Raw genomic sequence first — 25,913 nt, 5'->3', positions numbered from 1 at the left:
CCCGACCCCCCGCCCCTCACCCCAGCGGTGCCTTCTCCTCCCGCATGCTGACCCAGTCGCGCCAGGTGTGGCCGCAGGGGAGGACTGCGGGCTCTTCGACATCGCCGGCCATCAGGCGGGCGTGGGCCAGGGCGGTGGACTCGTCGGCGGGGGTCATGACCTGCATGCGCAGGCCGTTGGTGCCGTGGATGCCGAAGCTGGTGGAGACGAACCTGAGCAGGCCGACGGCGGGCTGGTAGTAGACGCGCAGCTGGCGGCCGAAGGCGGCCACCTCGTTGCGGGACCAGCACTCGGCGAAGACCTCGCTGTAGGCGATCAGGTCCCTGATGAGCTTCTCCCAGCTCGGCTCGCCGACGTGGCGGGCGTACGCGGCGCGGAGCAGGGCGACCATCTGGGGGATGGTCTCGTGGCGGTTGACGAAGGGGTGGCAGCACTCGGGCAGGTTGAACATGCACCAGAAGACGTTGTGGTTCTGCTTCGCCTGCGCGAGCACGCTGGGGAAGAGCACGTCGAACCGGCGGTTGGTGGCGACCATGTCGAAGCGCTCGTTCACCACCGTCGCGATGTGGCCCATGCCGTCGAGGATCGGGCGGATCTCGGCGGGCAGGCAGCAGTCCTCGGCCTCGGGCGCCCGCAGCTCGGGGACCTTCGCCAGGGTGTAGAGGTGGCGGTGTTCGGCGGCGTCCAGCTGCAGGGTGCGGGCGATGGCGTCGAGGACCTGGGTGCTGGCGTTGATCTGGCGGCCCTGCTCGAGCCAGGTGTACCAGGTCACGCCCACGCCGGCGAGCTGCGCCACCTCCTCGCGGCGCAGGCCGGGGGTGCGGCGGCGGGGCGGGACGGGGGGCAGGCCGGCCTGCTCGGGGGAGATGCGCTCCCGGCGCGAGCGCAGGAAGTCGGCCAGTTCGGTGCGTCGCGCGGCGTTCTTCGTCGCAGCCAGGTCCGTCACAAGTCCCAGTCTCGCCCCTCGTCGCTCCCGGTACCAGGTACCAGCGGTAATAGGATAACGAGGCTCTAGGTAACAGGATCGCCGGGCGCCCACGATGGAGCCATGACGACGACTCTCGGCTCCACCGAATCAGTCTACGAAAACGAGGGCAACAAGCAGGGTTCTGCGAGGAAGAGCCGGCCTGGGGCCGTGCTCGCGGTCGTGCTGCTCGGCTACTTCATGGCGATCCTCGACGTCGCGATCGTGAACGTCGCGCTCCCGACTATTCGCAGCACCCTTCATTCCTCCGGCGCCGGGCTTCAGCTGTCGGTGTCCGGATACACCATCTCCTACGCGGTGCTCATCGTCACCGGGGCGCGGCTCGGCGACCTGTGGGGGCACGCGCGGCTGTTCCGCGGCGGGCTCGTCCTGTTCACGCTCGCCTCGCTCGCCTGCGGGCTCGCGCCGAGCACCGGCGCGCTGGTCGCCTTCCGGCTGGTGCAGGGCGCGGGGGCGGCGGCGATGATGCCGCAGGTGCTCTCGCTCATCCAGCGCACGTTCGAGGGCCGGGCGCGGCTGAAGGCGATGAGCCTGTACACGGCCGTCATCTCCGGCGGCGCGGTCGCCGGCCAGGTGCTCGGCGGCGTGCTGATCTCGGCGGACATCCTGCACTCCACGTGGCGGCCGTGCTTCCTGGTGAACGTGCCGGTCGGGATCGTCGTGCTGCTCGCCAGCATCAGGGTGCTGCCGAAGGACAAGGGGGAGCCGGGCCGCGGCCTGGACCCGGTGGGCGTCGCGATCCTCACCCCGACCGTGCTCGCCTTCGTCGTCCCGCTGGTGATGGGGCACGACGAGCACTGGCCGCTGTGGGGCTGGCTGCTGCTCGGCGCCAGCGCACTGGGCCTCGCGCTGTTCGCGGTCGTCGAGAGCCGGATCGGCCGACGCGGCGGTACGCCGATCATCCCCGGACGCGTGCTGCGGCTCGAGGGCTTCGCCGTCAGCGTCGGCACGCTGTTCCTGTCGCTGGTTCTGATGATGGGCCTGATGTTCGCGATCACGCTGCACCTGCAGGGCGCGCTCGGCTTCTCCGCGCTCGACTCGGGCCTCGCGTTCGCCCCGCAGGCGGTCGCCGTCTTCCTGGTCGCGATGAACTGGCGGAGGCTTCCGCAGCGCTGGTTCGTGCACGAGGTCGTGTTCGGCTTCCTGCTGACGTCCGCCTCGGTGGCGGGCATGGCGCTGGTGCTGCGGCACGGCGGGACCGGCGGGGGTGCGCGCTGGATCCTGATGACCACACTCGGGTTCGGGCTCGGCTTCGCCTTCAGCCCGCTGATGGGCCTGATGCTCTCCCGGGTGCCGCTGCGCGACGCCGCCGACGCGAGCGGCGTGATCGCGACGCTCACCCAGATCGGCCAGGTGACCGGAGTGGCCACGGTCGGCACGCTGTTCCTGAACCTGGACACCGGCGCACGGGGTTCCTCGGCGCACGCGGTGGCGGTGGTGTGCGCGGTGTCCGCGGGGCTGGCGTTGCTCGGGGCGCTCGCTGCGTCGCGTATTCCACGTCTGCGGTAGCGATTCCCTTGATGATCAAAAGGTTTCGCCTTTCGCACAAGATCAATATTGCGGCCATGTTTCGGTAAGGGCTAAAAGGCCTGATGATCATGGTAAGGCGCGGATCTTCATGACTTCTTGATCCGATCGTGACGCGAGATCCTGTCCCAGGCAGTCCTTTCTGCGCTACAAATTCCCCCAGCACACGCAACGCCACAAGAAATCAGCAGGATGGCATGTCCCGCGCGGCGACCTCGCGTCGCGCGGCCGAGAGACCGCGCGCGCCGGAATCGGTGACCCCGTCCGGTGCTGCGCGCGGCTGTGCGTAATGGGATGGATGTTCGCTATGGCAAAAGATCGGAATCGGGGCCGCGGTCGCCTAACGGTGGGAATGGCGGCGATCGGCGCCCTCGCTCTGGCGTTTACCGCCGCGTGCTCCTCGTCGAAGGCCTCGACGACGCAGACGTCGGCCAACGAGAACACGTGGAACACGATCAACACCGCGTCCGTGAAGGACGGCGGCACGGTGACCGTGGGCATCGAGAAGCAGCTCGGTGACTGGAACCCGCTGGACTCCTCGATCTCGGCCGACCAGGTCTACGCGCTGGACGGGGTGTACTACGCCGGCGCCTTCATCTCCGACCCGGACGGCAGCGTGGTGCTCAACACGAACACCATGGCCAGCGCCACGCTCTCCAGCACGTCGCCGGAGACCGTGGTCTACAAGATCAAGCCGGGAGCGGTCTGGAGCGACGGCACGCCGATCGACGCGTCCGACTTCGTCTACGACTGGCTGGTCAACAGCGGCACGGACCCGAACATGCTGAACGCCAGCTCCACCGGCTACAACGACATCTCGTCGGTGGTCGGCTCGGACGGCGGCAAGACGGTCACCGTGACCTTCTCGACCGCGTTCCCGGACTGGAAGTCGCTGTTCGGCCCGCTGCTGCCGGCGCACATCGCCGCCAAGCACGGCTACGACGAGTCGATGACGCTCGCCCAGCTGACCGCCGACGTCAAGGCGGAGAACGGCGCGACCACCTCGACCGGCGCGGTGCTGCAGCTGGAGAACTCGTTCAACTACTTCAGCAACACCGCCCCGCCGGTCTCGAGCGGACCGTACGAGGTCACCAACGCGCCCTCCGACGGCTCGAGCGTGACCGAGACGAAGAACCCGAAGTGGTACGGCGACGGCGGGCACCTGGCCACGATGGTGTTCAAGTACATCGCGGACGCCTCGCAGGAGCCGACGGCCCTGCAGAACGGCGAGATCAACGTGATGTACCCGCAGCCGGAGACCGACCTGGTCACCCAGGTCAAGGGCATGGGCTCGTCGGTCAAGTACCAGATCGCCGCGGGCTACGAGTGGGAGCACTTCGACTTCAACCTCAACAGCACGGCGCTCGGCGGCAAGACCGAGTCCGCGCAGGAGGCCGCTGACAAGGTGGCGCTGCGCACCGCGATGCTGACGGCCGTCGACCGCAAGGCGATCATCGCCCGTACCGTCGGCCTGTTCGACCCGGCCTCCAAGCCGCTCAACAGCCGTCTGTTCATCCCGCAGCAGGCGGGCTACACGGACAACATCTCGAAGTACGGCCTGGGCTCCGGCTCCTCCAGCTCGGCCGAGTCGATCCTGAAGAAGGCCGGGTTCACCGGCATCGGCACCGCGCTGAAGTACCCGGACGGCACCGCCGTCCCGGCGCTGACGATGCGCTACACCTCGGGTAACTCCATCCGGCAGACCGAGTGCAACCTGTTCGCCTCCGAGATGAAGGCGCTCGGCATCACGGTGAACGTGGAGACGACCTCCAGCCTCGGCAAGTCCCTGACGCACGCGGCCGGCTACGACTACGACGTCATCGTCTTCGCCTGGGTGGACACCCCGTTCCCGAACTCCGGCAACTACTCGCTCTACGTCACCGGCCAGGGCCAGAACTACGGCGGCTACACCAGCGCCCAGGTCGACGCCCTGTACAAGACGGCCTCGTCGAGCTTCGACACCGCGACCGTGAACAGCGACCTGAACAAGATCGACAACATCCTGTCGCAGGACGCGATCACGCTGCCGCTGTACCAGAAGGACCAGATGGTGGCCTACGACTCCACCCTCGGCAACGTGCGGATCAACTCGACCGCCCAGGAGTTCACCTACAACGTGCAGGAATGGGGATACGTCTCGGGCTCGGCCTCGCCGAGCTCCTGACCCGACCCCCGCGGCCTGACAGGTCGCGACCGGTCCGCCCGTCGGACGCCGCAATCCGGCGTCCGGCGGGCGGCCGTCCCCGCTCCAGCACTGATATTCGAGGTCTTCGATGCTTGTCTACAGCGTCCGACGGCTGATCCAGTCGATACCGATCCTGGTCGCCTCGACCTTCGTCATCTTCCTGATGGTCGCCTCCTCGGTCGACCCGATGACGCCCTATCTCACGAAGAAACCGCCGCTGTCCGCCGCTCAGCTCGATTCGCTGAGGGTGAAGTTCGGGCTCACGAAGCCCCTCCTCCAGCGGTACTGGGACTGGCTGACCGGCCTCGTGCTGCACGGCACATTCGGCTCGAGCACCCAGACGAACTACCACATCGGCCAGCAGCTCGGCTACGCGATGGAGGTGACGCTGCGGCTGGTGGTCGGCACCATCCTGATCGCGTTGATCCTCGCGGTCATCGTCGGCGTGGTCACCGCGGTGCGCCAGTACAGCAAGCTGGACTACGCCACGACCACGATCGGCTTCCTGTTCCTGTCGCTGCCGACCTTCTGGTTCGCGGTGCTGCTCAAGGAATGGGCGATCCAGTTCAACGAGGCCACCGGCACCCACCTGTTCGACACGCTGTGGGAGTCGAGCCCCAATCCGCCGGCCGGCTTCCTGCCGCAGCTCGGCGACGCGGCCCAGCACATGATCCTCCCGGTGGTCACGCTCGCGCTGCTGTCCTACGCGGCGTGGTCCCGGTTCCAGCGCGCGTCCATGCTCGAGGTCCTCGGCAGCGACTACATGCGCCTGGCCCGCGCGAAGGGCCTGAGCCCGTTCCGGGTGATGTTCCGGCACGGCCTGCGCAACGCCCTGATCCCGCTGACCACGCAGGTGGCCCTGGACACCGCGGCGCTGCTGAGCGGCGCGGTGATCACCGAGACCATCTACTCGTGGCGCGGCATGGGCCTGTTCTTCATCAGCTCGATCCAGATGGCCGACCCGAACTCGGTGATGGCCTGGCTGCTGGTGACCGCCGTCTTCGTCATCGTCATGAACCTCATCGCCGACCTGCTCTACGCGGTCCTGGACCCGAGGATCCGTCTTGCCTAGCCGCGTGAACACCTCCGCCGGGGACACGCTCGGCACGACCGCCGCCCCGGGGGCGAAGGCCGCCGAATTCACCGTCCGCGCGCGCAGCCAGCGGCAGATCGTCTTCCGCCGCTTCCGCCAGCACAAGGCCGCGATGGCCTCGCTCGTCGTGTTCGCGCTCGTGGTGCTGTTCGCGTTCGTCGGCCCGCTGCTGTGGTCGACCAGCGCGTCGTTCATGAGCAACGACATCTTCACCGCTCCGGACGCCTCGCACCCCTTCGGCACCGACAGCAACGGCATCGACCTGCTGTCCGCGGTGATGAAGGGCACCCAGTCCTCGCTGATCATCGCCGTCGTCGTCTCGGTGGTCTCCACCGCGTTCGGCGCGATCTACGGCGCGGTCTCCGGCTTCTACGGCGGCTGGACCGACACGATCATGATGCGGATCGCGGACCTGTTCCTCACCTTCCCGATCATCGCCATCGCGATCATGCTGGACAACCGCTTCCAGGCCGAGGCCAGCTCGCTCTGGCTGCTGATATTCGTGCTCACCGCGCTGTTCTGGCCGAGCGCGGGGCGCGTCATCCGCGCGCAGGTGCTCTCGCTCAAGGAGAAGGAGTTCGTCGAGGCCGCGCGCGCCCTCGGCGCCCGGGACCGCCGGATCATCTTCCGGCACCTGCTGCCGAACACGCTCGGCTCGATCATCGTCATCAGCACGCTGACCGTGGCCGGCACCATCCTGACCGAGACCGCGCTGTCCTTCCTCGGCTTCGGCGTGCAGTTCCCGAACACCTCGCTCGGCCTGCTGGTGACCAACAACCAGACCGCGATCGAGGGCGGCCACCCGTGGCTGTTCTACATCCCCGGCATCTTCATCATCCTGATCGCGCTGACCATCAACTTCATCGGAGACGGCCTGCGCGACGCCTTCGATCCGCAGCAGACAAGGGTACGCGCGTGACCGACCGGAATCCCAGGTTCGACTCGGGCGAGGAACTGCTCGCCGTCCGGGACCTCACCGTCACCTTCCCGACCGCCGACGGCGACGTGCAGGCCGTGCGCGGCGTCGACTACGTGCTGCGCCGCGGCGAGGTGCTCGGCATCGTCGGCGAATCCGGCTCGGGCAAGTCGGTCTCCTCGCTGGCCGTGATGGGCCTGCTGCCGAAGTCGGCGCGGATCCAGGGCTCGATCACCTTCCAGGGCGAGGAGCTGCTCGGGCTCTCGGAGCGCAAGCTGATGAGCGTGCGCGGCAAGAAGATCGCGATGATCTTCCAGGACCCGATGACCTCGCTCAACCCCGTCTACAAGGTCGGATTCCAGCTCGAGGAGGCCATCCTCGCGCACAACGACATCCCGAAGGAGCAGGCCCGCAAGCGCGCGGTCGAGCTGCTCGAGATCGTCGGGATCCCCTTCCCGGCCAAGCGGATCGACCAGTTCCCGCACGAGTTCTCCGGCGGCATGCGCCAGCGTGTGGTGATCGCGATCGCGATGGCCAACAACCCGGACGTGATCATCGCGGACGAGCCGACCACCGCCCTGGACGTGACCGTGCAGGCGCAGGTGCTCGAATCGCTGCGCACGGCCCAGCAGGAGACCGGCGCCGCCATGGTGCTGATCACGCACGACCTCGGCGTCGTCGCGGGGCAGGCGGACCGGGTGCTGGTGATGTACGCCGGCAAGCCGGTCGAGATCGGCACCGTGGACGACATCTACTACAACCCGCGGATGCCCTACACGCTCGGCCTGCTCGGCTCGCTGCCGCGGCTCGACGCGGACCGCGCCGAACGGCTCACCCCGATCCAGGGCACCCCGCCCTCGCTGCTCTCGCTGCCGCCGGGCTGCCCCTTCATGCCGCGCTGCCCGCTGGCGAAGGACCGCTGCGCGGAGGAGGAGCCCGAACTGCTCGTGACGGACACGACCGACCACTCGGCGGCCTGTCACTACAGCGCGCTGCTCGCCGGCAAGCAGGCGGACGAGGTGTTCTCGCACACGGCCGAGGACGCGGCGATGCCCGAGTCCTACGGCGCCGAGATCGCCGGGGTGACCGGCGAGGTCTCCGCGGCCGCCGTGGAAGTGCCGAAGCCGAACACGAAGGGCGTCTCATGACCACGACCGACACCACGGCCGGGGCCGAGCCGATCCTCTCGGTGCGCAACCTGGTCAAGGAGTTCCCGATCAAGTCGGCCAGCGTGGTGCGGCGCACGATCGGCGCGGTGCACGCCGTCTCCGGGGTCTCCTTCGACATCCAGCCGGGCCAGACCCTCGGCCTGGTCGGCGAGTCCGGCTGCGGCAAGACCACCACCAGCCGCGCGATCCTGCACCTGCAGCCGGCCACCAGCGGCGAGGTGCTCTTCCAGGGCCGCGACGTGACGAAGATGTCGAAGGGCGAGCTGCGCCGGATGCGCCGGGACATGCAGATCGTCTTCCAGGACCCGTACGCGAGCCTGAACCCGCGCATCACGGTCAGCGAGATCATCGCCGAGCCGCTGCGCATCCACGGGCTGTACGGCAACGACGGGCCCGGGCAGGTCGCCGAGCTGATGCGGCTGGTCGGGCTCAATCCCGAGCACGGCAACCGCTTCCCGCACGAGTTCTCCGGCGGCCAGCGCCAGCGCATCGGCATCGCCCGCGCGCTCGCGCTCAAGCCGAAGGTGCTGGTGCTCGACGAGCCGGTCTCGGCGCTCGACGTCTCCATCCAGGCCGGCGTCATCAACCTGCTGGAGGACCTGCAGGACGAGCTGGGCCTCGCCTACCTGTTCGTGGCGCACGACCTGTCCGTCGTCCGGCACATCGCCGACCGGGTCGCGGTCATGTACCTCGGCAAGATCGTCGAGATCGCGGACGGCAACTCGCTGTTCGAGCGCAGCCAGCACCCGTACACGCAGGCGCTCATCTCGGCGATCCCGATCCCGGACCCGCGCCGGGAGCGCGAGCGGGAGCGGATCATCGTGCAGGGCGACGTGCCGTCCCCGGCCGACCCGCCCTCCGGCTGCCGCTTCCGCACCCGCTGCCCGCTGCGGATGACCCTCTCCGAGACCGACGCCGCCCGCTGCTCCGCCGAGGAGCCCGAGTTGCGCGATCGCGGCCTCGGCGCCGGCCATCTGACGGCGTGCCACTTCGTCGAAGCGTAACTCTAAACTCGTTGAAACTGAGACGACCCCGTCCGGGCAAATCCCGGGCGGGGTCGCAATTCTCTCAACACTAAAAAAGACGCCGTCGCCGCGGAGAGTGATGAGGCGCGCCGTTCGGTGTGCGCGCCTCCATGTGGGGGCAGCGAAGCACGGTGACCTGCGCTCTTGTCCGCGCCACTGGCGCGTTGCTGCCACCGCCCGCAGCGAATCATGGCGGGTTTCCGCCGCCTCGGCGAAGAAACATCAGGGAAACCTTGCACTATCCGGACGGTTTCTTGATCGGATCGTGATGGTTACGGCCTCCCGGCTCCGCGGATTTGTGGGGTACAAATGCGGAAGCACAAATGAGAGTCTTTCGCCGCGGTGGCCCACGGGTGACCTTCCCAGGGGCCGGCGACCCGCGACGCGCGTCCACCCATGACGCGTCTGCCGGGGGACTGAGTTGGCAGCACACCCGCGCTGCGTAGGTTCGTGGCGCGGTGGACGGTTTCGATTGCGCGTCCGGCGCCCACGGGGTCTGACGCATGTGCGAATAGGAATGCATTCCATGAGAATGTCGAGGAAGACACGGGCGGTCGCGGGCGTCGCGGCGCTCGCCGCGGGCGTTGCCGTGCTGGCGGGCTGCTCTGCGACGAAGAGCGGCTCGAGCACTCAATCGAACGGGGCGCCCAAGCAGGGCGGCGTCGCCCGGGTGGACCAGATCAGCGGCACGCAGCCGACTGCGATCTTCCCGCTTCTCACCCCCACCGAGAACCTCTCACAGAACTCTGCGTTCCAGTGGGAGATGTACGCGCCGCTGTACTTCTACGGCGCCAACGACAGCGTCACGCTGAACGCGACCGACTCGGCCGCCTCGAACACGACCTGGAGCGCCGACGGCAAGTCCGTCACCATCACGGTCAAGAGCTGGAAGTGGTCGAACGGCGAGAGCCTCGACGGCCAGGACGTGCTGTTCTTCCTGAACATGCTCAAGGCCAACAAGACGAGCTGGGCCCTGTACACGCCGGCGAACACCAAGCTCGGTGCCGACTACTTCCCGGACAACGTCACCTCGGCCACGGCCTCCGGCCAGACGGTCACCATCGGCTTCGACAAGGCCTACAACCAGACGTGGATGCAGGAGAACTGGCTCTCCGCGATCACGCCGTTCCCGCTGGCCTGGGACAAGACCTCCGCGTCGGCCGCCGGCAAGTGCTCCGCCGACGCCTTCGGCTCCAGCGCCGCCGCGACCGACTGCGCCGCGACCTACAAGTACCTCTCGACCGAGTCCACCGACGACAAGAACTGGTCCTCCAGCGCGCTGTGGTCGGTTGTCGACGGCCCGTTCAAGCTCAAGAGCTTCAACGCGACCTCGGGTGCGTTCTCGCTCGTGCCGAACTCGTCCTACAGCGGCACCGACAAGCCGTACCTCGACGAGGTCGACTTCGTGCCGTTCACCTCGGACACCGCGATGTACGCCTCGCTGAAGGCGGGCTCGAAGTCCAAGGACGCGCTGCAGGTCGGCTACGTGCCGGCCGAGGACATGCCGAAGTACGACGCGGGCAACCTGCAGCAGGGCAACCCGCTGGCCAAGGACGGGTACTACTTCTCGAACCCGATCAACATCGACCTCGTCTCGTTCTACTACCTGAACGACGGCAACCCGACGGTCGGCGCGCTGTTCAAGCAGGAGTACTTCATCAAGGCCCTGCAGGACACGATCGACCAGCAGGGTGAGATCAACGGCATCGCCAAGGGCTGGGGCTACCCGACCTACAACCTGATCCCGAGCCTGCCCGCCGGCAACCCGATCTCGCCGACGGCCGCCGCCGCCAAGGCCACCTTCGACGTGTCCGCCGCGAAGGCGCTGCTCAAGGCCAACGGCTGGGACGTCAGCACCACCCCGGCCACCTGCGCGAACCCGGGCACCGGCTCCGGCCAGTGCGGCGCGGGCATCGCCAAGGGCCAGAAGGCCGCGTTCAGCTTCAACTACGGCTCGGGCGTCCAGTCCGCCGTGACCGAGGTCAACGACATGGTCTCGAACGCCGCGCAGGCCGGCATCACCATCACCCCGGACGCGATGGCCTACTCCGCGCTGAACAACTACATGACCGCCAGCACCGCCGCCTCCGGCGGCACCGCGTGGGAGGCCAACTGGTACGGCAGCTGGATCTACAGCCCGTACCCCTCCGGCGAGGCCTTCCTCGCCACCGGCTCCGGCAACAACATCATGAGCTTCTCGGACGCCACGCTCGACAAGCTGATCTACAACGTGACGGTCGCCAAGGACTCCTCGGCCATGTACGCCTACGAGGACTACACGGTCACCCACGCCATCCCGCTGATCATGCTGCCGAACTACCAGAACACCTTCGAGCCGCTCGCGGTGGCCAACGGCTTCCACATCGACGCCGGCGACGCCTTCGGCGGCAACCTGATGCAGGACTGGTACTACACCAAGTAGTTCCGAGCCCCCGGGCGGCCGCGGCCGCCCGGGGCACCCGGACGAACAGAACGTGAACAAGGGGGAGGCCGTGGCCCACAGGACCTGTGGGCCACGGCCTCCCGTTCGATCAGTCGGGCCTCGAACTTAAGGATCGGTGCAACCAGCGTGAGCCCCGCCAACCCCCGTGTCGTCGAGCCCTCGAAGGGGAGGACTCCGTGACGGCGTACATCGTCCGCCGCACCCTGCAGGCGGTCCTGACCGTGATTCTGGTCAGCATCATCACCTTCGGCCTGCTGCACCTGCTGCCCGGCGGCATGGTCCGCGGCCTGCTCGGCACCCACGCCAACCCGCAGTCCATCGCCCAGCTCTCCGCGCAGATGGGCCTGAACCGTCCGCTGTTCATGCAGTATCTCAGCTGGTTCGGGAACTTTCTGCACGGGGATTTCGGCTGGGACTACTTCAAGCAGCAGAGCGTGGGCTCGCTGATCCAGGGCACGATCGGCCAGTCGATGTACATCGTCGGGCTCTCCCTGGTCCTGTCGGTGCTGATCTCGATCCCGATCGGCGTGCTGCAGGCCGTGCGCCGCAACACGCTGCTCGACCACACGCTGACCTTCGTCTCCTTCGTGCTCTGGGGAATCCCGACCTTCCTGATCGCCTTCCTCATGCTCGACCTGTTCGTCGACCAGCTCGGCTGGATCCCGACGAGCAACGAGATCGCCTCGTTCCACGACGCGCTGACCCAGCCGCAGGCGATCATCCTGCCGGTCGCCTGCCTGACGCTGACCAGCTTCGCCGGGTACAGCAGGTACCTGCGCTCCTCGGTGCTGGACGAGCTGACCCAGGAGTACGTGCGCACCGCGATCGCGAAGGGCGCCGGCCGGCGCCGTGTGCTCTACGGGCACGTGCTGCGCAACGCCATGATCCCGATGATCACGCTGATCGGCCTGTCGCTGCCCGCCCTCGTCGGCGGCGCGGTCATCATCGAGAACGTCTTCAACATCCAGGGCATCGGCCTGCTCACCACCCAGGCCGCGCTCACCAACGACTTCGGCGTGACGCTGGCCATCACCATGCTGACCGCCGCGCTCACCGTGCTCGGGTCGCTGATCGCAGACCTCAGCTACGCAATCCTCGACCCGCGAGTGAGGCTCGACTGATGACCACCACCCCTGAAGAAGTCCTCTCGCCGGAGCCGACCTCGGTCGAGCTCGGCCTGGAGTCGGTCGAGAAGCCGCGTTCGATGTTCCGCCGCGGCTGGGAGGTGTTCGCGGAGAACAAGCTCGCCCTCGCCGCGCTCGTCTTCCTCGTCGCCTTCATCCTGCTCTGCTACCTGGGCCCGATGTTCTACCACGGCAACGGAACCCAGTCGGACATGGAGGCGGTCACCCTGCCGCCCGGCGCCGGGCATCCGCTCGGCACCGACGAGAACGGCGCCGACGTGCTGGCGCAGTTCTTCAAGGGCGGCCAGCTCTCGCTCAACGTCGGCGTCCTCGGCGGGGTGATCAGCGCCGTCATCGGCACGCTGTACGGCGCGATCTCCGGCTACTTCGGCGGCTGGCTCGACGCGGTGATGATGCGCGTCATCGACGCCCTGATGTCGATCCCGCTGATCTTCCTGCTGATCTACCTGGGCATGATCTGGGGCCACGACGCGACCCTGATGATCTGGGTCATCGGCCTGACCGGCTGGGTGGGCATCACCCGCCTGATCCGCGGCGAGTCCATGGTGATCAAGGTGCGCGACTACGTCGCGGCGGCGCGCATGATGGGCGGCAGCGGCCCGCACATCATCCGCAAGCACATCCTGCCGAACACGATCGGCACCACGATCGTCAACACCACCTTCTCGATCGCCGGCTCGATCTTCTACCTCTCGACGCTGAGCTTCATCGGCCTCGGCCTCGAGTCCCCGCACGCCGACCTCGGCGGCATGCTCAACGACGGGACCCAGTTCGTCGACCAGGGCTACTGGTGGATGATCTACCCGGCGGCGATCGCGATCATCCTGGTGATCCTCGCCTTCAACGTCATCGGCGACGCCCTGCGTGACGCCTTCGAAACCCGTCTGCAGAAGCGGTGAGTCCAACCATGCCCCTGCTCGAACTGAAGGACGTCCGCACCGAGATCCGGCTCAAGCGCTCCACCGTGCACGCGCTCGACGGGGTCAACCTGTCCATCGAGGCCGGGCAGACCCTCGGCGTGGTGGGCGAGTCCGGCTGCGGCAAGACGATGACCGCGATGTCGATCATGCGGCTGCTGCCCAACGGCGGCGCCGTCACCGGCGGCGAGATCCTGCTCGAGGGCCGCGACCTGCTGCCGCTGAGCGACGCCGAGATGGCCAAGGTGCGCGGCAACGACATCGGCATGATCTTCCAGGACCCGATGACGTCGCTGAACCCGACGATGAGCGTGGGCCGGCAGATCTCCGAGTCGGTGCGCATCCACAAGGGCTACGACAAGAAGCAGGCGCACGAGCGCGCCGTCGAGATGCTCTCGTTCGTCGGCATGCCCTCGCCGCAGCGGCGCGCGCTCGACTACCCGCACCAGCTCTCCGGCGGTATGCGGCAGCGCGCGATGATCGCGATGGCGCTGGCGAACGAGCCGAAGCTGCTGATCGCGGACGAGCCGACCACGGCGCTCGACGTGACCGTGCAGAAGCAGATCCTCGGCCTGATCGACTCGATCAAGGAGCGGCTCGGGATGGCCGTCATCCTGGTCACCCACGACCTCGGCGTCATCGCCGGGCGCGCCGACAAGATCGCCGTCATGTACGCGGGCCGGGTGGTCGAGACGACCAACACCGAGACCCTGTACGCGAATCCGCGCCACCCGTACACCGAGGCGCTGTTCGACTCGCTGCCCGAGCGCGGCGCCGAGTCGGGCACCAAGCTCTACTCGATCCCGGGCCTGCCGCCGGACCTGACCAAGCCGCCGGCCGGCTGCCGGTTCGCGGCGCGCTGCCGCTACGCGCAGCCCTCCTGCCGCGAGCAGGACCCGCAGCTGACCGGCGAGACCTCGGAGCATCAGTACGCGTGCTTCTTCCCGGTGGGCGAGGTCGAGCGCTCGGCCAAGGCCGTGCCGGTGACGCTGACCGAGGAGACCAGCGCCGAGGCGATCCCGCAGTCGCGCATCGGCGAGCCGCTGCTGACGGTCAGGAACCTGGTCAAGGAGTACCCGATCACCGCGGGCGCCGTGCTGCGCCGCAAGATCGGCGCGGTCTCGGCCGTCGCGGACGTCTCCTTCACCATCTACCAGGGCGAGACCCTCGGCCTGGTGGGCGAGTCCGGCTGCGGCAAGACCACGGTCGGCAAGCTGCTGGTCGGCCTCGAGGACGCGACCGGCGGCGAGATCGGCTACGGCGGCCGGGACCTGGCCGCGGACAGGCACGCGCGCGGCGCGGTGCGCCGGGAGATCCAGCTGATGTTCCAGGACTCCTACGCGGCGATGAACCCGCGCATGCGGGTCCGCTCGGTGCTGCGCGAGCCGCTGGACATCCAGAAGGTCGGCGACAAGGCGAGCCGGGACAAGCGGATCGCCGAGCTGTTCGACCAGGTGGGCCTGCCGCGCACCGCGCTCGAGCGCTACCCGCACGAGTTCTCCGGCGGCCAGCGCCAGCGCGTCGGGCTGGCCCGCGCGCTCACCCTGGCGCCGAAGCTGATCGTGGCGGACGAGCCGGTCTCCGCGCTGGACGTCTCGATCCAGTCGCAGGTGCTGAACCTGATGAAGGACCTGCAGGTCGAGTTCGGCCTGTCGTACCTGTTCATCTCGCACGACCTGTCCGTGGTCCGCTACCTCTCGGACCGGATCGGCGTGATGTACCTGGGCAAGCTGGTGGAGATCGGCCCGGCCGAGTCGGTGTACGCGAACCCGGTGCACCACTACACCCGCGGCCTGCTCGACACCATCCCGGTGGCCGACCCGGCGGTGGAGAAGGCCAAGGAGGACAAGGGGATCGTCGGCGAGCTGCCCTCGGCGATCGACCCGCCCTCCGGCTGCCGCTTCCGCACCCGCTGTCCCGCGGCCCAGTCGCTGTGCGCGGAGCAGGAGCCGCCGCTGGTGGAGTTCGGCACGAACGGCCACCTGGCAGCCTGCCACTTCCCGCTGCGCAGGTTCGACGGCGACGCGGGCGAGCCGGCGGCCGTCGGCGAGGTCGTGCTGCCGTCCCAGCCCGACGCGATCGACGACGCGACGGAGTCGGCCACAGCCTGAGCGGCGAGCTGACGGAGCTGGAGCAGCGGCCTCGCGCCCCGGGGATTCCGGAGCGCGAGGCCGCTCGCCGTGGGACGGGCCGAGATGGCCGACAGCGCCGCGTATCCACGATGCCGACGTACGGGTTTTGGCGCGAGCCGGTTGAACTGTGTGCGGGTCGGAGCGGCGTGAGCGACGCCCGACCCGCACACGCTCGGTTGGCCGGGCCGCGTCAGCCCTCCAGCGCCCGGGACTTCAGCGCGCGCTCGACGCCGTCGCGGGCCTCGATGAGCACGCGCCGCAGCGCGTTGTCGCGCGGCTCCGCGTCGAGGAAGGCGTCGACGCGGCGGATCAGCTCCTCGGAGGCCGCGGTCTGCGGGAACAGGCGCGCGACGAGCAGGTTGCGCATCTGCTCGGGGCGCTCGGCCCACAGCCTCGGCAGCACCTCGAAGTAGGCGTCGACGTACCCGCGCGTCAGCTCGGCGTGCTCGCCGACGCCGAATCCGTCGCTCAGGCTCATGACACCCTCGGGACCGAGCTCGGTCTGCGTCAGCAGCCGCCAGGCCTCGGCCTTGTGCTCGGCGTCGGGGATGGCGGCGCGGGCGCCGAGGGCGTGGTTGCGGCCCTGGTCGGTCGCGTCGCGCTCCAGTTCGGCGTCGATCTCGGCGTCGCCGATCTCGCCGAGCGAGGCCAGCCGGCGTACCAGGGTCCAGCGCAGGTCCGTGTCCACGGTCAGTCCCGGCAGCTCGATCGTCCCGTCGAGCAGGCCCTGGGCGAACTCCACCTGCTCCGGCGTGGTGGCCAGGCCCCCGACCAGCTGGGCCCAGGTCAGCTGGCGGTCGCTGCCCGGCTCGGCCGCGCGCAGCAGCTCCAGGCCCGCGGCGGCCAGCTGCGCCTTGCCGGTCGGGATCCAGTCCGGCTCGGCCAGCGCGCGCATCGCGCGGGATCCGGTGGCCAGCAGCGACTGCAGCACCGAGATCGAGCTCTCGTACGCCATGCCCTGAGCCAGCATCCTGATGAACGCCGGGATGGACAGCCGGGCCTGGCTCGCCATGTTCATCGCCGCGCTCCAGGACAGGGCGCGCGGGAGCGAGTCGGCGAACTCGCCGACCGACTCCGTGAGCGTGCCGAGGGAGCGCTCGTCGAACTCGATCAGGGCGAAGGTGAGGTCGTCGTCGTTGAGCAGCACCAGGTCCGGCTGCTCGATCCCGACGAACCCGGGCACCTCCGTGCGCGCGCCGGTCACGTCCAGCTCCACCCGGTGGGTGCGCACGAGCGCGCCGTCGACCCGGTTGTAGAGGCCGATCGCGATGTGGTGCGGCCGCAGGTGCGGGTGCTCCTCGGGGGCGCCCTGCACCACGGTGAACGCGGTGTAGCGGCCGTCGGCGTCGAGTTCGAACTCTGAGCTCAGGGTGTTGGGTCCGGCGGTCTCCAGCCAGGCCTTCGACCAGTCCGACAGGTCCCGGCCCGAGGCCTGCTCCAGCTTCGCCAGCAGGTCGCCGAGCGAGGCGTTGCCCCAGGCGTACTCGGCGAAGTACGCGCGCAGCCCGGCGAAGAAGTTCTCCCGGCCGACGTAGGCGACCAGCGCCTTGAGCACCGAGGCGCCCTTGGCGTAGCTGATCCCGTCGAAGTTCGCGATCGCCTCGCTGAGGGTCTCCACGTCGGCCGAGATCGGGTGCGTGGACGGCAGCTGATCCTGGCCGTAGCCCCAGGTCTTACGGTCGTTGGTGAACGTGGTCCAGGCGTCAGTGAACCGGGTGGCCTCGGCCGAGGCGAAGGTGCCGGAGAACTCGGCGAACGACTCGTTGAGCCACAGATCGCCCCACCACTTCATGGTCACGTAGTCGCCGAACCACATGTGCGCCATCTCGTGCAGGATGACCATCGCGCGCAGCTCGTAGCGAGAGGCGGTGACCTTGGAGCGGAACACCAGCTGTTCGGTGAAGGTGACCAGGCCCGGGTTCTCCATCGCCCCGGCCCGGAACTCGGGCACGAAGATCTGGCCGTACTTCGGGTACGGGAAGTCGCAGTCGAACAGCTCGGTGAAGAAGTCCAGGCCCTGCCCGGTGACCTCGAACATGTCGGCCGGCTCGAGATGCTCGGCGAGCGACTCGCGGGCCGCCAGCTCCAGCGGCACGGTCTGGCCGCGCCGGGTGGTGTGCGAGCCGGTCACGACGCGGTACGCACCCGCCGCGACGCAGATCAGGTACGTCGAGAGCCGCGCGGTCGGCGGGAAGCTCCAGGTGGCCGCGTCGCCGGACGCGGCGGGGACCGGCTCCGGAGCCGGGGTGTTGGCCAGCACCGTCCAGTCGGCGGGCGCGGTGACCTCGATGTGGAAGACGGCCTTGAGGTCGGGCTGCTCGAAGTTCGCGTAGATGCGCCGGGCGTCCGAGGGCTCGCAGTTCGAGTACGTGTACACCTTGCCGTCGGCGGAGTCGACGTACCGGCCGAGGCCGCCGCCGTCCGTGCTGTAGGCGCAGGAGGCGACGACGCGCAGCTCGTTGTCCGCCTCGAGCCCGTCGAGGGCGATCCGCCCGTCGGCGTACGCGGCGGCGGGGTCGATCGCGCGCCCGTTGAGGGTGATCTCGTGCACCGTTTCCGCGACCAGGTCGGCGTACGTGGTGGCGCCTGCCTCGGTGGCTGAGAAGCGGATGACCGACGTGGACCGGAAGGTCTGCTCGCCCTGGGTGAGGTCGAGCGAGACGTGGTACGTGTCGACCCGCAGCAGCCGCGCCCGTTGCGCGGACTCCGTGCGGGTGATTTCAGCGATTGGCATGCGCTGTTCCTTAGCCGGTCGGCGTTGTGGGATACGAGTGCCAGCATAGGCGCGCCCGATAATCCCGCGCAGTGCTCGGAGGCGGCGGATACGCTCGCCCGCATGAACGAATTCGCGCAGCGCCCGCTCACCGAATCCGACGCGTCCGCGTACGCCGCCCTGACCGCCGCGACGAGCGCGGCAGACGAGAGCGGCCACCGCGCGGACGAGGCGGCGTTCCGCTTCCAGCTGCACCACCCGCTGCGCGCCGAGGGCTTCGAGGAGCTGCAGGGAATCTTCGACGGGAACCGGCTGGTGGCGATGGCCTGGATCCAGCGCGGTTCGACGGCCGAGGAGGCGCACTGGATGCGCGCGGACGGCGCCGTGCACCCGGACTACCGGGGCCGCGGCCTCGGCACCCGGCTCGTGCGCTGGCAGGACGGCCTCGCGCCGCGCGTCCACGAGAAGTACTTCCCGGACAGGCCGCTGGAGGTCACCGCGAGGCTCGCGGACACCAACACCGCGGCCCGCGAGCTGTTCGCCGCCGAGGGCTACGAGCCGATCCGCTGGTCCTGCCAGATGCGCCGCCCCGCCCACGCCCCCGACCCGGACACCGAGCTGCCGGGCGGCCTGGAGATCGAGCCGTTCACCCCGGCCGTCGCCGAGGAGCTGCGGCACGCGCACAACGAGATCTTCGCCGACCACTTCCGGGGCGCGCCGTGGACGGCCGAGGCCTGGCAGGCCTGGATCTCGCAGGAGAAGATCCGCCACGATCTCAGCTTCCTGCTCCGCGACCCGGCGGCCGAAGGCGCCATCGCCGGCTTCGTCGTCAGCAGCCATGCCGCCGCCGCCGACCCGGCCCCCGGAGCCCTCGACCTGCACCTGAACATGGTCGGCACCCGCCGCGCCCACCGCGGCCGCGGCGTGGCCTCCGGCCTGATCGCCCACATCGTGCGCGAATCCCGCCGGCACGGCTTCGCCACCCACAGCCTCGGCGTCGACGCCGAGAACCCGACCGGCGCCCTAGCCGTGTACGAGCGCAGCGGCTTCATCGTGGAGAGGAAGTACGTGCTCTACAACAAGGTGTTCGAGCTCTGAGGCGGAGGTGGAGGCGGAGGTGGATGCGCGCGGCGGATGCGCGTGGCGGGTGGCGGTCAGCGGCGGCCCGCCGTCTCCGAGCGCACCACCGCTCGCCGATCCCTCCCGGATTCGAACCCTTACAGGCCGACGGCCTTGTACAGCGAGCCGATCTCCTGCTGGTTGAGGTTGCGGACCTTGCCGGGGCGCTGGTCGCCGAGGGCGATCGGGCCGAAGTGGGTGCGCACCAGGCGGTTGACCGGGAAGCCGACCTCGGCGAGCAGGCGGCGCACGATGTGCTTGCGGCCCTCGTGGATGACGACCTCGACCAGGGCGTTCTTACCGACCGCGTCGACCATCTTGAACGAGTCCACCCGGGCGAAGCCGTCCTCCAGTTCGACACCTTCGCGCAGCCGCTTGCCGAGATCGCGCGGGATGACGCCCTCGACGCGGGCCAGGTAGGTCTTCTGCACGCCGAAGGACGGGTGCGCGAGCCGGTTGGCCAGCTCGCCGTCGTTCATCAGCAGGATCAGGCCCTCGGTCTCCGCGTCGAGCCGGCCGACGTGGAACAGCCGCTGGCCGCGGTCGGCCACGTAGTCGCCGACCGTCGGGCGGCCCTCGGGGTCGTGCATCGCCGACAGGACGCCGCGCGGCTTGTTGAAGGCCACGTAGAAGGCGTCGGGGGCCGAGGAGATGCGCATGCCGTCGACGTGGATGACGGCGGTCTCCGGCTTGACCCGCATGCCCTGCGAGGTCACCTTCTTGCCGTCGACCGTGACCCGGCCCATCTCGATGATCTCCTCGCACACACGGCGGGAGCCGATGCCCGCGGCGGCGAGCACCTTCTGCAGGCGCACGCCCTCCTCGTTGGGGTCGGTGAACCCGGGCTTGCGCCGTTCCATCTTCGTGCCTTTCCGAAAAAGTCCATCAATTCACGCGCGGGGCGCCGGCTCAGGCGAAGTCCTCGACGTCGACGTCGGCCGCGCTCGGCAGCAGCGGCGCCAGGTCGGGCAGCTCCTCCAGCGACTTCAGGCCCATCCGCTCCAGGAAGAACCCGGTGGTCTGGTAGAGCACCGCGCCGGTCTCGTGGTCGTTGCCGTACTCCTCGACGAGGCCGCGCGCCAGCAGCGTGCGCATGACGCCGTCGCAGTTCACGCCGCGGATCGCGGAGACCTTCGACCGGCTCACCGGCTGCCGGTACGCGACCACCGCCAGGGTCTCCAGGGCCGCCTGGGTGAGCTTGGCCTGCTGGCCGTCCCGGACGAAGCGCTCGACCACGGGCGCGCATTCGGCCCGCGAGTAGACCCGCCACCCGGTGCGCTCGCCCTCGCCGCCCACGCCGACTTCGCGCAGCTCGAAACCGCGCCCAAGGACAGTGTATTCCTCCGCGAGCTCCCTCAGCGCCTCGGCGACCTCGGCCGTGGGCCGCTCGAGCACCTGCGCGAGGGTGACGACGCTCACCGGCTCGTCGACGACCATCAGGATCGCCTCGACGCACGTCTTGAGCGGCGGCAGCGGAAGAGCGAGCTCCCCGCCGGTCAACTGCCAGGCGGGCTCGTCGGACGCGGAGTTCCCGGGCTCCCCGGACGTGGATTTCCCGGGTTCGCGGGAGGCGGAGTTCCCGGGTCCGCGGGGCGCGGACTTCTCGGGTTCGCGGGGCGCGGAGTTCCCGGGTTCGCCGGCCCGCTCGCTGCGCTGCTGCGGGAAGCCCGGCAGCGGACTGTCCTCGACGGCGACCGCGGCTTCCACCGATTCGGGCTCGGGCTCGGGGTCGGGCTCGGCTTCGGGGTCCGGCGTCTGGCCGACACCGGCTTGCGGCTCGGCCTCCGCGACCTGCTCGGGGTCCGCGGCCTGCTCGACGTCGGCTTTCGGTTCCGCCTCTGCGACCTCCGCGACCTGCCCGGGGTCCGTGACCTGCTCGGCGTCGGCTTCGGGCCCCGCCTCCGCGACGACCTCCACCGGCTCCTCGACGGCGTCACCCTCCGCGACCTGCGGAACGACCTCGTCGACCTCCGTCGTCTCCTCGACGAACTCCTCCTCGTCGACTACCTCCGGCTCGATCCGGACGCCGCGGGCCGCCCAGAACGCGGCTCCGCCGCTCATCGGCTGCTCGGTCACTCGTCGTCCTCCTGGTCACGGTCTTCCGCCGCATCGCCATCGCGCCCATCGCGCCCGTCGCGCCCATCGTGTCCATCGCTCGCGGCGCGGGCATCGCGGTCATCTTCGCCGTCGCGCGGGACGGGGAGGGCGCGGACGCCGTCGCCCTCGTCGAACTCGCCGTCCACCTCGACATCGCCGTCGTCGTCTCCGGTCCAACGGACCGTCAGCTCGGCGTACGCCTCGTCCTGGTTCTGATCGAAGCCGACCGCGCGCTCGCGGAACAGTTCGAGCAGCGCGAGGAAGCGGGCGACGACGTGCAGGGTGTCGGGGGCGTCCTCGACGAGCTGCTGGAAGGAGGCGATGCGCAGCTCGCGCAGCTTCTCCACGATCACGGCGGCCTGCTCGCGCACCGAGACCTGGATCTGGTGGATGTGCGCGATCGAGACGGTCGGGGGGATCTTCGGCGTCATCGCCTTGACGGCGAGTTGGGCGAACTGCTCCGGGGTGAGCGCGAAGATCAGCTCCGGCAGCAGGTCCCGGAACTCCGGGTCGAGCGGCACCGAGCGCGGGTGGCGCAGCGAGGCGTTCGCGTAGCGGTCCGCGAGCACCGCGGCCACCTGCTTGTAGGCGCGGTACTGCAGCAGCCGGGCGAAGAGCAGGTCGCGCGCCTCGAGCAGCGCGAGGTCCTCCTCATCCTCGACCTCCGCGGACGGCAGCAGCCGGGCCGCCTTCAGGTCGAGCAGGGTCGCCGCGATGAGCAGGAACTCGCTGGCCGCGTCCAGGTCCCAGTCAGGGCCCTGAGCCCGGATGTAGGCGATGAAATCGTCGGTGACCTGGGAGAGCGCCAGCGTGGTGACGTCCAGCTTGTGCTTGGAGATCAGCGAGAGCAGCAGGTCGAACGGACCCTCGAACTCGGCGAGCTTGACCCGGAAGACGTTCGGGTCCCCGTCGTCCTCCATGACCGCGTCGGCGAGCTCCGGGGGCAGCGGTTCGTCCCCCGGCCCGGCCTCGCGATCCACGGCCTCTGCCTCGGCCAACGTCTGGTCCACCCGCCCACTCTAGTACGCGCGGGCGGTCCGTCCGGCGCGCGACGCCCGGAGCGCGGGGGCGGCTCAGCGTTCGCCGGCGAAGTCCATCCGCAGCACCCGGACGAGGCTGGAGTCCTCGCCGTGCTCGCTGAGGTCGGCCAGCACGAGGTTCACCGCCTCCCGCACGATCCGGCCGCGGTCCACGGCCAGCCCGTGCCCTGCCCGCAGCATGATCCGCGCCTGCTCAAGGCCGACCAGCTCCTCTGGCGAGACGTACACGGTGATCTTCTCATCGTGCCGCTCCCGGCCGCTGGCCCGGCCCGACCTGCGCTCCACGGGCAGCCGGGGAGCGGAGGCGCCGCCGCGCTGGGCCGAAGCCTCGCGCAGGGCGGCCTCGGGGGCCGCGCGCAGCGCGGGCTCCATCTCCTCGGCGTCGTCCTCGTCCTCGACCGGGTCCGGCACGGCGCGCAGCCGTGCCGCCGTGTTGCCCAGCGTCACGGGGCCGCGCCCGAACAGCTCGTCGGCCCCGGGCATCCTCACGCGACGGGGCACCGCGCGAGCACCTCCCTCGCCAGCTGGCGGTACGCGGCGGCGCCGACCGAACTCGACGCGTAGGAGGTGATCGGCTCGCCGGCGACCGTGGTCTCCGGGAAGCGCACGGTGCGGCCGATGACGGTGTGGAACACCTGCTCGCCGAAGGCCTGCACCACCCGGGCCAGCACCTCCCGGCTGTGCACGGTGCGCGCGTCGTACATCGTGGCCAGGATGCCGTCGAGGTCGAGCTCGGGGTTCAGCCGCTCCCGGACCTTCTCGATCGTCTCCGTCAGCAGCGCCACGCCGCGCAGCGCGAAGAACTCGCACTCGAGCGGCACGATCACGCTGTGCGCGGCCGTCAGGGCGTTGACCGTGAGCAGGCCGAGCGACGGCTGGCAGTCGATGATGATGAAGTCGTACTCGCTCAGCGCGGGCTTCAGGGCCCGGGCCAGCGCCGACTCGCGCGCCACCTCGGTCACCAGCTGGACCTCGGCCGCCGAGAGGTCGATGTTGCTCGGCAGCAGGTCCATGCCCGGCGTGATCGTCTTGAGCAGGATGTCCTCGATCGTCACGCCCCGCTCCATGAGCAGGTTGTAGACGGTCCGGTCCAGCTCCATCGGGTTCACCCCGAGGCCCACCGAGAGCGCCCCCTGCGGGTCGAAGTCGACCAGCAGAACCTTGCGACCGTACTCGGCCAGCGCCGCGCCGAGGTTGATCGTCGAGGTGGTCTTGCCGACCCCGCCCTTCTGGTTGCACATGGCGATGATCTTCGCCGGGCCGTGCTCCATCGCGGGCCGCGGCGCCGGGAAGCGCGGCATCGGCCGCCCGGTCGGCCCCACCCGCTCGCGCCGCTGCGTCGCCGGGTCCGGTGCCAGCGTGGCCGCGTACTCGGGGTCGGGCTCTATCTCAGCGTCCGGATCGAAGCCGTCCTCGTAGCGCAGCTCGTCGTCGATGCCGTACGGATCATCGATCTCGACGTCGCCGGCCCACCGGCCGGCCTCGGCCTGACCGCTCGCAGCAGTCGTCATCGTCGAATCAGTCACCTGCCGGTCATCCTCCCAGCCCCCCACTCAAGTCTGTCGTCGCAGCGCGCACTCGCGCTCGCATGGCCTAGTGTCCACCGACCGGGGTGCAATTGTCGACCTATCGACTCGTCAATCTGACCGCGTATTGTCCCGGCTGGCCTGGGCAGACTCTAGACAATACGGGGCAATGAGAGCAAAGGCGCGTCGCTCGTGCGGGCTAACGCCCCGAGACTGTTGCGGATTTGTCGACAAGTCGCCTCGGTCGCGTCACCATCGATCGCAGGGGGCCGACACGCCGCGTCACCAGGCGTCGTCGGATGAACCGATTACCGTATGCTGCAAGCCGTCTTTTCTCGCTCACGGAGGGGATCCATGTGAATCAGCGGAAGATCGCAATACCCGATCTGGTCTTCGCGGCGGCCGGGCTGCTCGCGATCATCTCGACGTTCCTGCCGTGGTGGAGCTACTCGGAGTCGGCCGACGGGCAGAGCGTCGGCTTCTCGGTCAACGGCTGGAACTCCGCCTCGCGCTCGGTGGACCTGGCGAAGACCATCACGGGGCCGCTGGTCTGGATCCCCATGCTGCTGCTGTTCCTGCTCGGCGCGCTCGCGCTGACCCGCGCGCTCGCCGCGCCGCAACTGCTGCCCGGCAAGCTCTTCTACCAGGTCGGCATCGGCGTCGGGGCGCTGGCCGTACTGCTGGTCGTCATCCGCTGGATGACCTACTTCACGCCGCCGGCCAGCACGGAGACCTCTGTCTCGGTCAGCTCAGGCGCCGGCTTCGGCACGTACCTCGGCCTGCTGCTCGGCCTCGCGACGGCCGGTGTCGGCGTCTGGGCCCTGCGGCAGCCGCAGTTGACGGCCGCTCAGGGCGGTGCGGCCGCGGGCGGTTTCGGGGGATACCAGCAGCCCGGCCAGTTCGGCGGGTACCCGCAGCAGCAGTACGGCCAGCCGCAGTACGGCGCGCAGCCGGGCCAGTTCGGCCAGCAGCCGGGCTACCCGCAGCAGGGCCAGCAGCCACAGTACGGCCAGCCCGTCCAACAGGGATATCCGCAGCCGCAGCAGGGATATCCGCAGCAGGGACAGCAGCCGGGCCAGCCGCAGCAGGGCTACGCGCAGCAAAGCCAGCCGCAGTACGGCCAGCCCGGGCAGCAGCAGCCGTACCCGCAGCAGGGCTATCCGCAGCAGCAGTACGGCCAGCAGCCCGCGCCGCAGCAGAATTACGGCCAGCAGCAGCCGCAGCAGAACTACGGTCAGCAGCAGCCGCAGCAGGGTCAGCAGCAGAACTACGGCCAGGCGCCGCAGTTCGGTCAGCCGCAGCAGCCCCAGCAGAGTCAGCAGCAGCCCCCGCAGCAGGGTCAGCAGGGCCAGCAGCAGGGCCAGCAGCAACCGCAGCAGGGTCAGCAGGGCCAGCAGCAACCGCCGACTTGGCAGTGACCAGGGCCCCGAGGGTTACCTCCCGATCTGCACCCAGACCGTCCCGGAGCATCAGCCGCCGATCGGCTGAACCACCGAACGGCCGAACGGCTGAATCGCCGGACGTGCCGGACCGCCGAACCGCTGAACCGCCGAACGTGCCGGACGGCCAAACGGCTGAACCGCCGGACGTGCCCCGGACCGCCGATCGGCTGAACCGCCGGACGTGCCCCGGACCGCCGATCGGCTGAACCGCCGAACGCGCCGGACCGCTGATCCGCTGAACCGCCGAACGTGCCGGACGGCCAAACGGCTGAACCGCCGGACGTGCCGGACCGCCGAACCGCCGAACGTGCCGGACCGCCGATCGGCTGAACCGCCGGACGTGCCGGACCGCTGATCCGCCGGACCGCTGATCCGCTGAACTGCTGAACAGGTTGAGCGGATCTGCGTAAGAGCCCCGGATTCCCTCGCGGATCCGGGG

The 25,913-nt window shown here is 69.5% G+C and carries 19 protein-coding genes; 12 read left to right on the top strand and 7 right to left on the bottom strand.

The window, feature by feature from the left end; genetic code table 11:
- Positions 1–16: 16 nt before the first annotated feature.
- Positions 17–946 carry a helix-turn-helix transcriptional regulator gene (locus KDK95_RS16830; protein WP_212519126.1) on the bottom strand — a complete coding sequence of 310 codons (930 nt, stop codon included), beginning with the start codon at positions 944–946 and terminating at the stop codon, positions 17–19.
- Between the two features lie 102 nt (positions 947–1,048).
- Here KDK95_RS16830 and KDK95_RS16825 point away from each other — a divergent pair, with 102 nt between their 5' ends.
- The 10 genes from KDK95_RS16825 to KDK95_RS16780 all read left to right on the top strand — a co-directional run bounded on the left by KDK95_RS16825 (position 1,049) and on the right by KDK95_RS16780 (position 15,516).
- Positions 1,049–2,494, top strand: a complete 1,446-nt coding sequence (locus KDK95_RS16825) for an MFS transporter (protein WP_212519125.1) — start codon at positions 1,049–1,051, stop codon at positions 2,492–2,494.
- 370 nt (positions 2,495–2,864) lie between these two features.
- Positions 2,865–4,676 (top strand): ABC transporter family substrate-binding protein, encoded by a 1,812-nt coding sequence (locus KDK95_RS16820; protein ID WP_212519124.1) that lies wholly within the window; start codon positions 2,865–2,867, stop codon positions 4,674–4,676.
- A gap of 109 nt (positions 4,677–4,785) precedes the next feature.
- Complete coding sequence (locus KDK95_RS16815; protein ID WP_212519123.1) at positions 4,786–5,769, top strand: ABC transporter permease; 984 nt, start codon at positions 4,786–4,788, stop codon at positions 5,767–5,769.
- A 4-nt stretch (positions 5,770–5,773) separates the two neighbouring features.
- Positions 5,774–6,709, top strand: a complete 936-nt coding sequence (locus KDK95_RS37000) for an ABC transporter permease (RefSeq protein WP_307844406.1) — start codon at positions 5,774–5,776, stop codon at positions 6,707–6,709.
- Positions 6,706–7,854, top strand: a complete 1,149-nt coding sequence (locus tag KDK95_RS16805; protein WP_212519122.1) for an ABC transporter ATP-binding protein — start codon at positions 6,706–6,708, stop codon at positions 7,852–7,854. Before KDK95_RS37000 ends, KDK95_RS16805 begins: the two co-directional genes overlap by 4 nt.
- Positions 7,851–8,879 carry an ABC transporter ATP-binding protein gene (locus KDK95_RS16800; protein ID WP_212519121.1) on the top strand — a complete coding sequence of 343 codons (1,029 nt, stop codon included), beginning with the start codon at positions 7,851–7,853 and terminating at the stop codon, positions 8,877–8,879. The genes KDK95_RS16805 and KDK95_RS16800 overlap by 4 nt, the downstream gene beginning before the upstream one ends.
- Before the next feature lie 547 nt (positions 8,880–9,426).
- Positions 9,427–11,322 carry an ABC transporter substrate-binding protein gene (locus KDK95_RS16795; RefSeq protein WP_212519120.1) on the top strand — a complete coding sequence of 632 codons (1,896 nt, stop codon included), beginning with the start codon at positions 9,427–9,429 and terminating at the stop codon, positions 11,320–11,322.
- Between the two features lie 197 nt (positions 11,323–11,519).
- On the top strand, positions 11,520–12,464 hold the full coding sequence (locus tag KDK95_RS16790) for an ABC transporter permease (protein ID WP_212519119.1): 945 nt from the start codon (positions 11,520–11,522) through the stop codon (positions 12,462–12,464).
- Entirely contained in the window at positions 12,464–13,387 is a 924-nt protein-coding gene (locus tag KDK95_RS16785) for an ABC transporter permease (RefSeq protein ID WP_212519118.1), read from the top strand. Before KDK95_RS16790 ends, KDK95_RS16785 begins: the two co-directional genes overlap by 1 nt.
- 8 nt (positions 13,388–13,395) lie before the next feature.
- A complete protein-coding gene (locus KDK95_RS16780) occupies positions 13,396–15,516 on the top strand; it encodes an ABC transporter ATP-binding protein (RefSeq protein WP_212519117.1) in 2,121 nt (706 codons plus the stop codon).
- A gap of 211 nt (positions 15,517–15,727) precedes the next feature.
- On the opposite strand, the gene pepN is transcribed toward KDK95_RS16780, so the two are convergent.
- Positions 15,728–18,271 carry an aminopeptidase N gene (gene pepN / locus KDK95_RS16775; protein ID WP_212519116.1) on the bottom strand — a complete coding sequence of 848 codons (2,544 nt, stop codon included), beginning with the start codon at positions 18,269–18,271 and terminating at the stop codon, positions 15,728–15,730.
- Positions 18,272–18,373: 102 nt separating this feature from the next.
- Here pepN and KDK95_RS16770 point away from each other — a divergent pair, with 102 nt between their 5' ends.
- Entirely contained in the window at positions 18,374–19,348 is a 975-nt protein-coding gene (locus KDK95_RS16770; RefSeq protein ID WP_212519115.1) for a GNAT family N-acetyltransferase, read from the top strand.
- 119 nt (positions 19,349–19,467) lie between these two features.
- Here the strand turns inward: KDK95_RS16770 and KDK95_RS16765 are convergent, their stop codons facing one another.
- The 5 genes from KDK95_RS16765 to KDK95_RS16745 form a co-directional block, all read right to left on the bottom strand.
- The gene (locus KDK95_RS16765; protein WP_212519114.1) at positions 19,468–20,229 is read right to left on the bottom strand and encodes a pseudouridine synthase; all 762 of its coding nucleotides are present in this window, start codon (positions 20,227–20,229) and stop codon (positions 19,468–19,470) included.
- Between the two features lie 49 nt (positions 20,230–20,278).
- Positions 20,279–20,869 (bottom strand): SMC-Scp complex subunit ScpB, encoded by a 591-nt coding sequence (gene scpB / locus KDK95_RS38255; protein ID WP_372463335.1) that lies wholly within the window; start codon positions 20,867–20,869, stop codon positions 20,279–20,281.
- Between the two features lie 572 nt (positions 20,870–21,441).
- The gene (locus KDK95_RS16755; protein WP_307844403.1) at positions 21,442–22,476 is read right to left on the bottom strand and encodes a segregation and condensation protein A; all 1,035 of its coding nucleotides are present in this window, start codon (positions 22,474–22,476) and stop codon (positions 21,442–21,444) included.
- A 63-nt stretch (positions 22,477–22,539) separates the two neighbouring features.
- Entirely contained in the window at positions 22,540–22,989 is a 450-nt protein-coding gene (locus KDK95_RS16750; protein ID WP_306466565.1) for a cobyrinic acid a,c-diamide synthase, read from the bottom strand.
- A 2-nt stretch (positions 22,990–22,991) separates the two neighbouring features.
- Positions 22,992–24,017, bottom strand: a complete 1,026-nt coding sequence (locus KDK95_RS16745; protein ID WP_372463334.1) for a ParA family protein — start codon at positions 24,015–24,017, stop codon at positions 22,992–22,994.
- Between the two features lie 371 nt (positions 24,018–24,388).
- On the opposite strand from KDK95_RS16745, the gene KDK95_RS16740 reads away from it, so the two are divergent.
- Positions 24,389–25,450: a hypothetical protein gene (locus KDK95_RS16740; protein ID WP_212519111.1), complete on the top strand. Its 1,062-nt coding sequence runs from the start codon at positions 24,389–24,391 to the stop codon at positions 25,448–25,450.
- Positions 25,451–25,913 lie beyond the last annotated feature (463 nt).

The sequence above is a fragment of the Actinospica acidithermotolerans genome (assembly GCF_018139625.1).
Classification (GTDB): Bacteria; Actinomycetota; Actinomycetes; order Streptomycetales; family Catenulisporaceae; genus Actinospica; species Actinospica acidithermotolerans.
This window is presented reverse-complemented; position numbering and strand designations above follow the sequence as displayed.

What these genes read in the sequence shown, in the direction of transcription:
- KDK95_RS16825 (WP_212519125.1), top strand. Translation starts at nt 1,049, where the DNA reads ATGACGACGACTCTCGGCTCCACCGAATCAGTCTACGAAAACGAGGGC.
- KDK95_RS16785 (WP_212519118.1), top strand. Translation starts at nt 12,464, where the DNA reads ATGACCACCACCCCTGAAGAAGTCCTCTCGCCGGAGCCGACCTCGGTC.
- pepN (WP_212519116.1), bottom strand. Translation starts at nt 18,271, where the DNA reads ATGCCAATCGCTGAAATCACCCGCACGGAGTCCGCGCAACGGGCGCGG.
- KDK95_RS16795 (WP_212519120.1), top strand. Translation starts at nt 9,427, where the DNA reads ATGAGAATGTCGAGGAAGACACGGGCGGTCGCGGGCGTCGCGGCGCTC.
- KDK95_RS16750 (WP_306466565.1), bottom strand. Translation starts at nt 22,989, where the DNA reads ATGCCCGGGGCCGACGAGCTGTTCGGGCGCGGCCCCGTGACGCTGGGC.
- KDK95_RS16815 (WP_212519123.1), top strand. Translation starts at nt 4,786, where the DNA reads ATGCTTGTCTACAGCGTCCGACGGCTGATCCAGTCGATACCGATCCTG.
- KDK95_RS16770 (WP_212519115.1), top strand. Translation starts at nt 18,374, where the DNA reads ATGAACGAATTCGCGCAGCGCCCGCTCACCGAATCCGACGCGTCCGCG.
- KDK95_RS16780 (WP_212519117.1), top strand. Translation starts at nt 13,396, where the DNA reads ATGCCCCTGCTCGAACTGAAGGACGTCCGCACCGAGATCCGGCTCAAG.
- KDK95_RS16745 (WP_372463334.1), bottom strand. Translation starts at nt 24,017, where the DNA reads ATGACGACTGCTGCGAGCGGTCAGGCCGAGGCCGGCCGGTGGGCCGGC.
- KDK95_RS16820 (WP_212519124.1), top strand. Translation starts at nt 2,865, where the DNA reads ATGGCGGCGATCGGCGCCCTCGCTCTGGCGTTTACCGCCGCGTGCTCC.
- KDK95_RS16800 (WP_212519121.1), top strand. Translation starts at nt 7,851, where the DNA reads ATGACCACGACCGACACCACGGCCGGGGCCGAGCCGATCCTCTCGGTG.
- KDK95_RS16765 (WP_212519114.1), bottom strand. Translation starts at nt 20,229, where the DNA reads ATGGAACGGCGCAAGCCCGGGTTCACCGACCCCAACGAGGAGGGCGTG.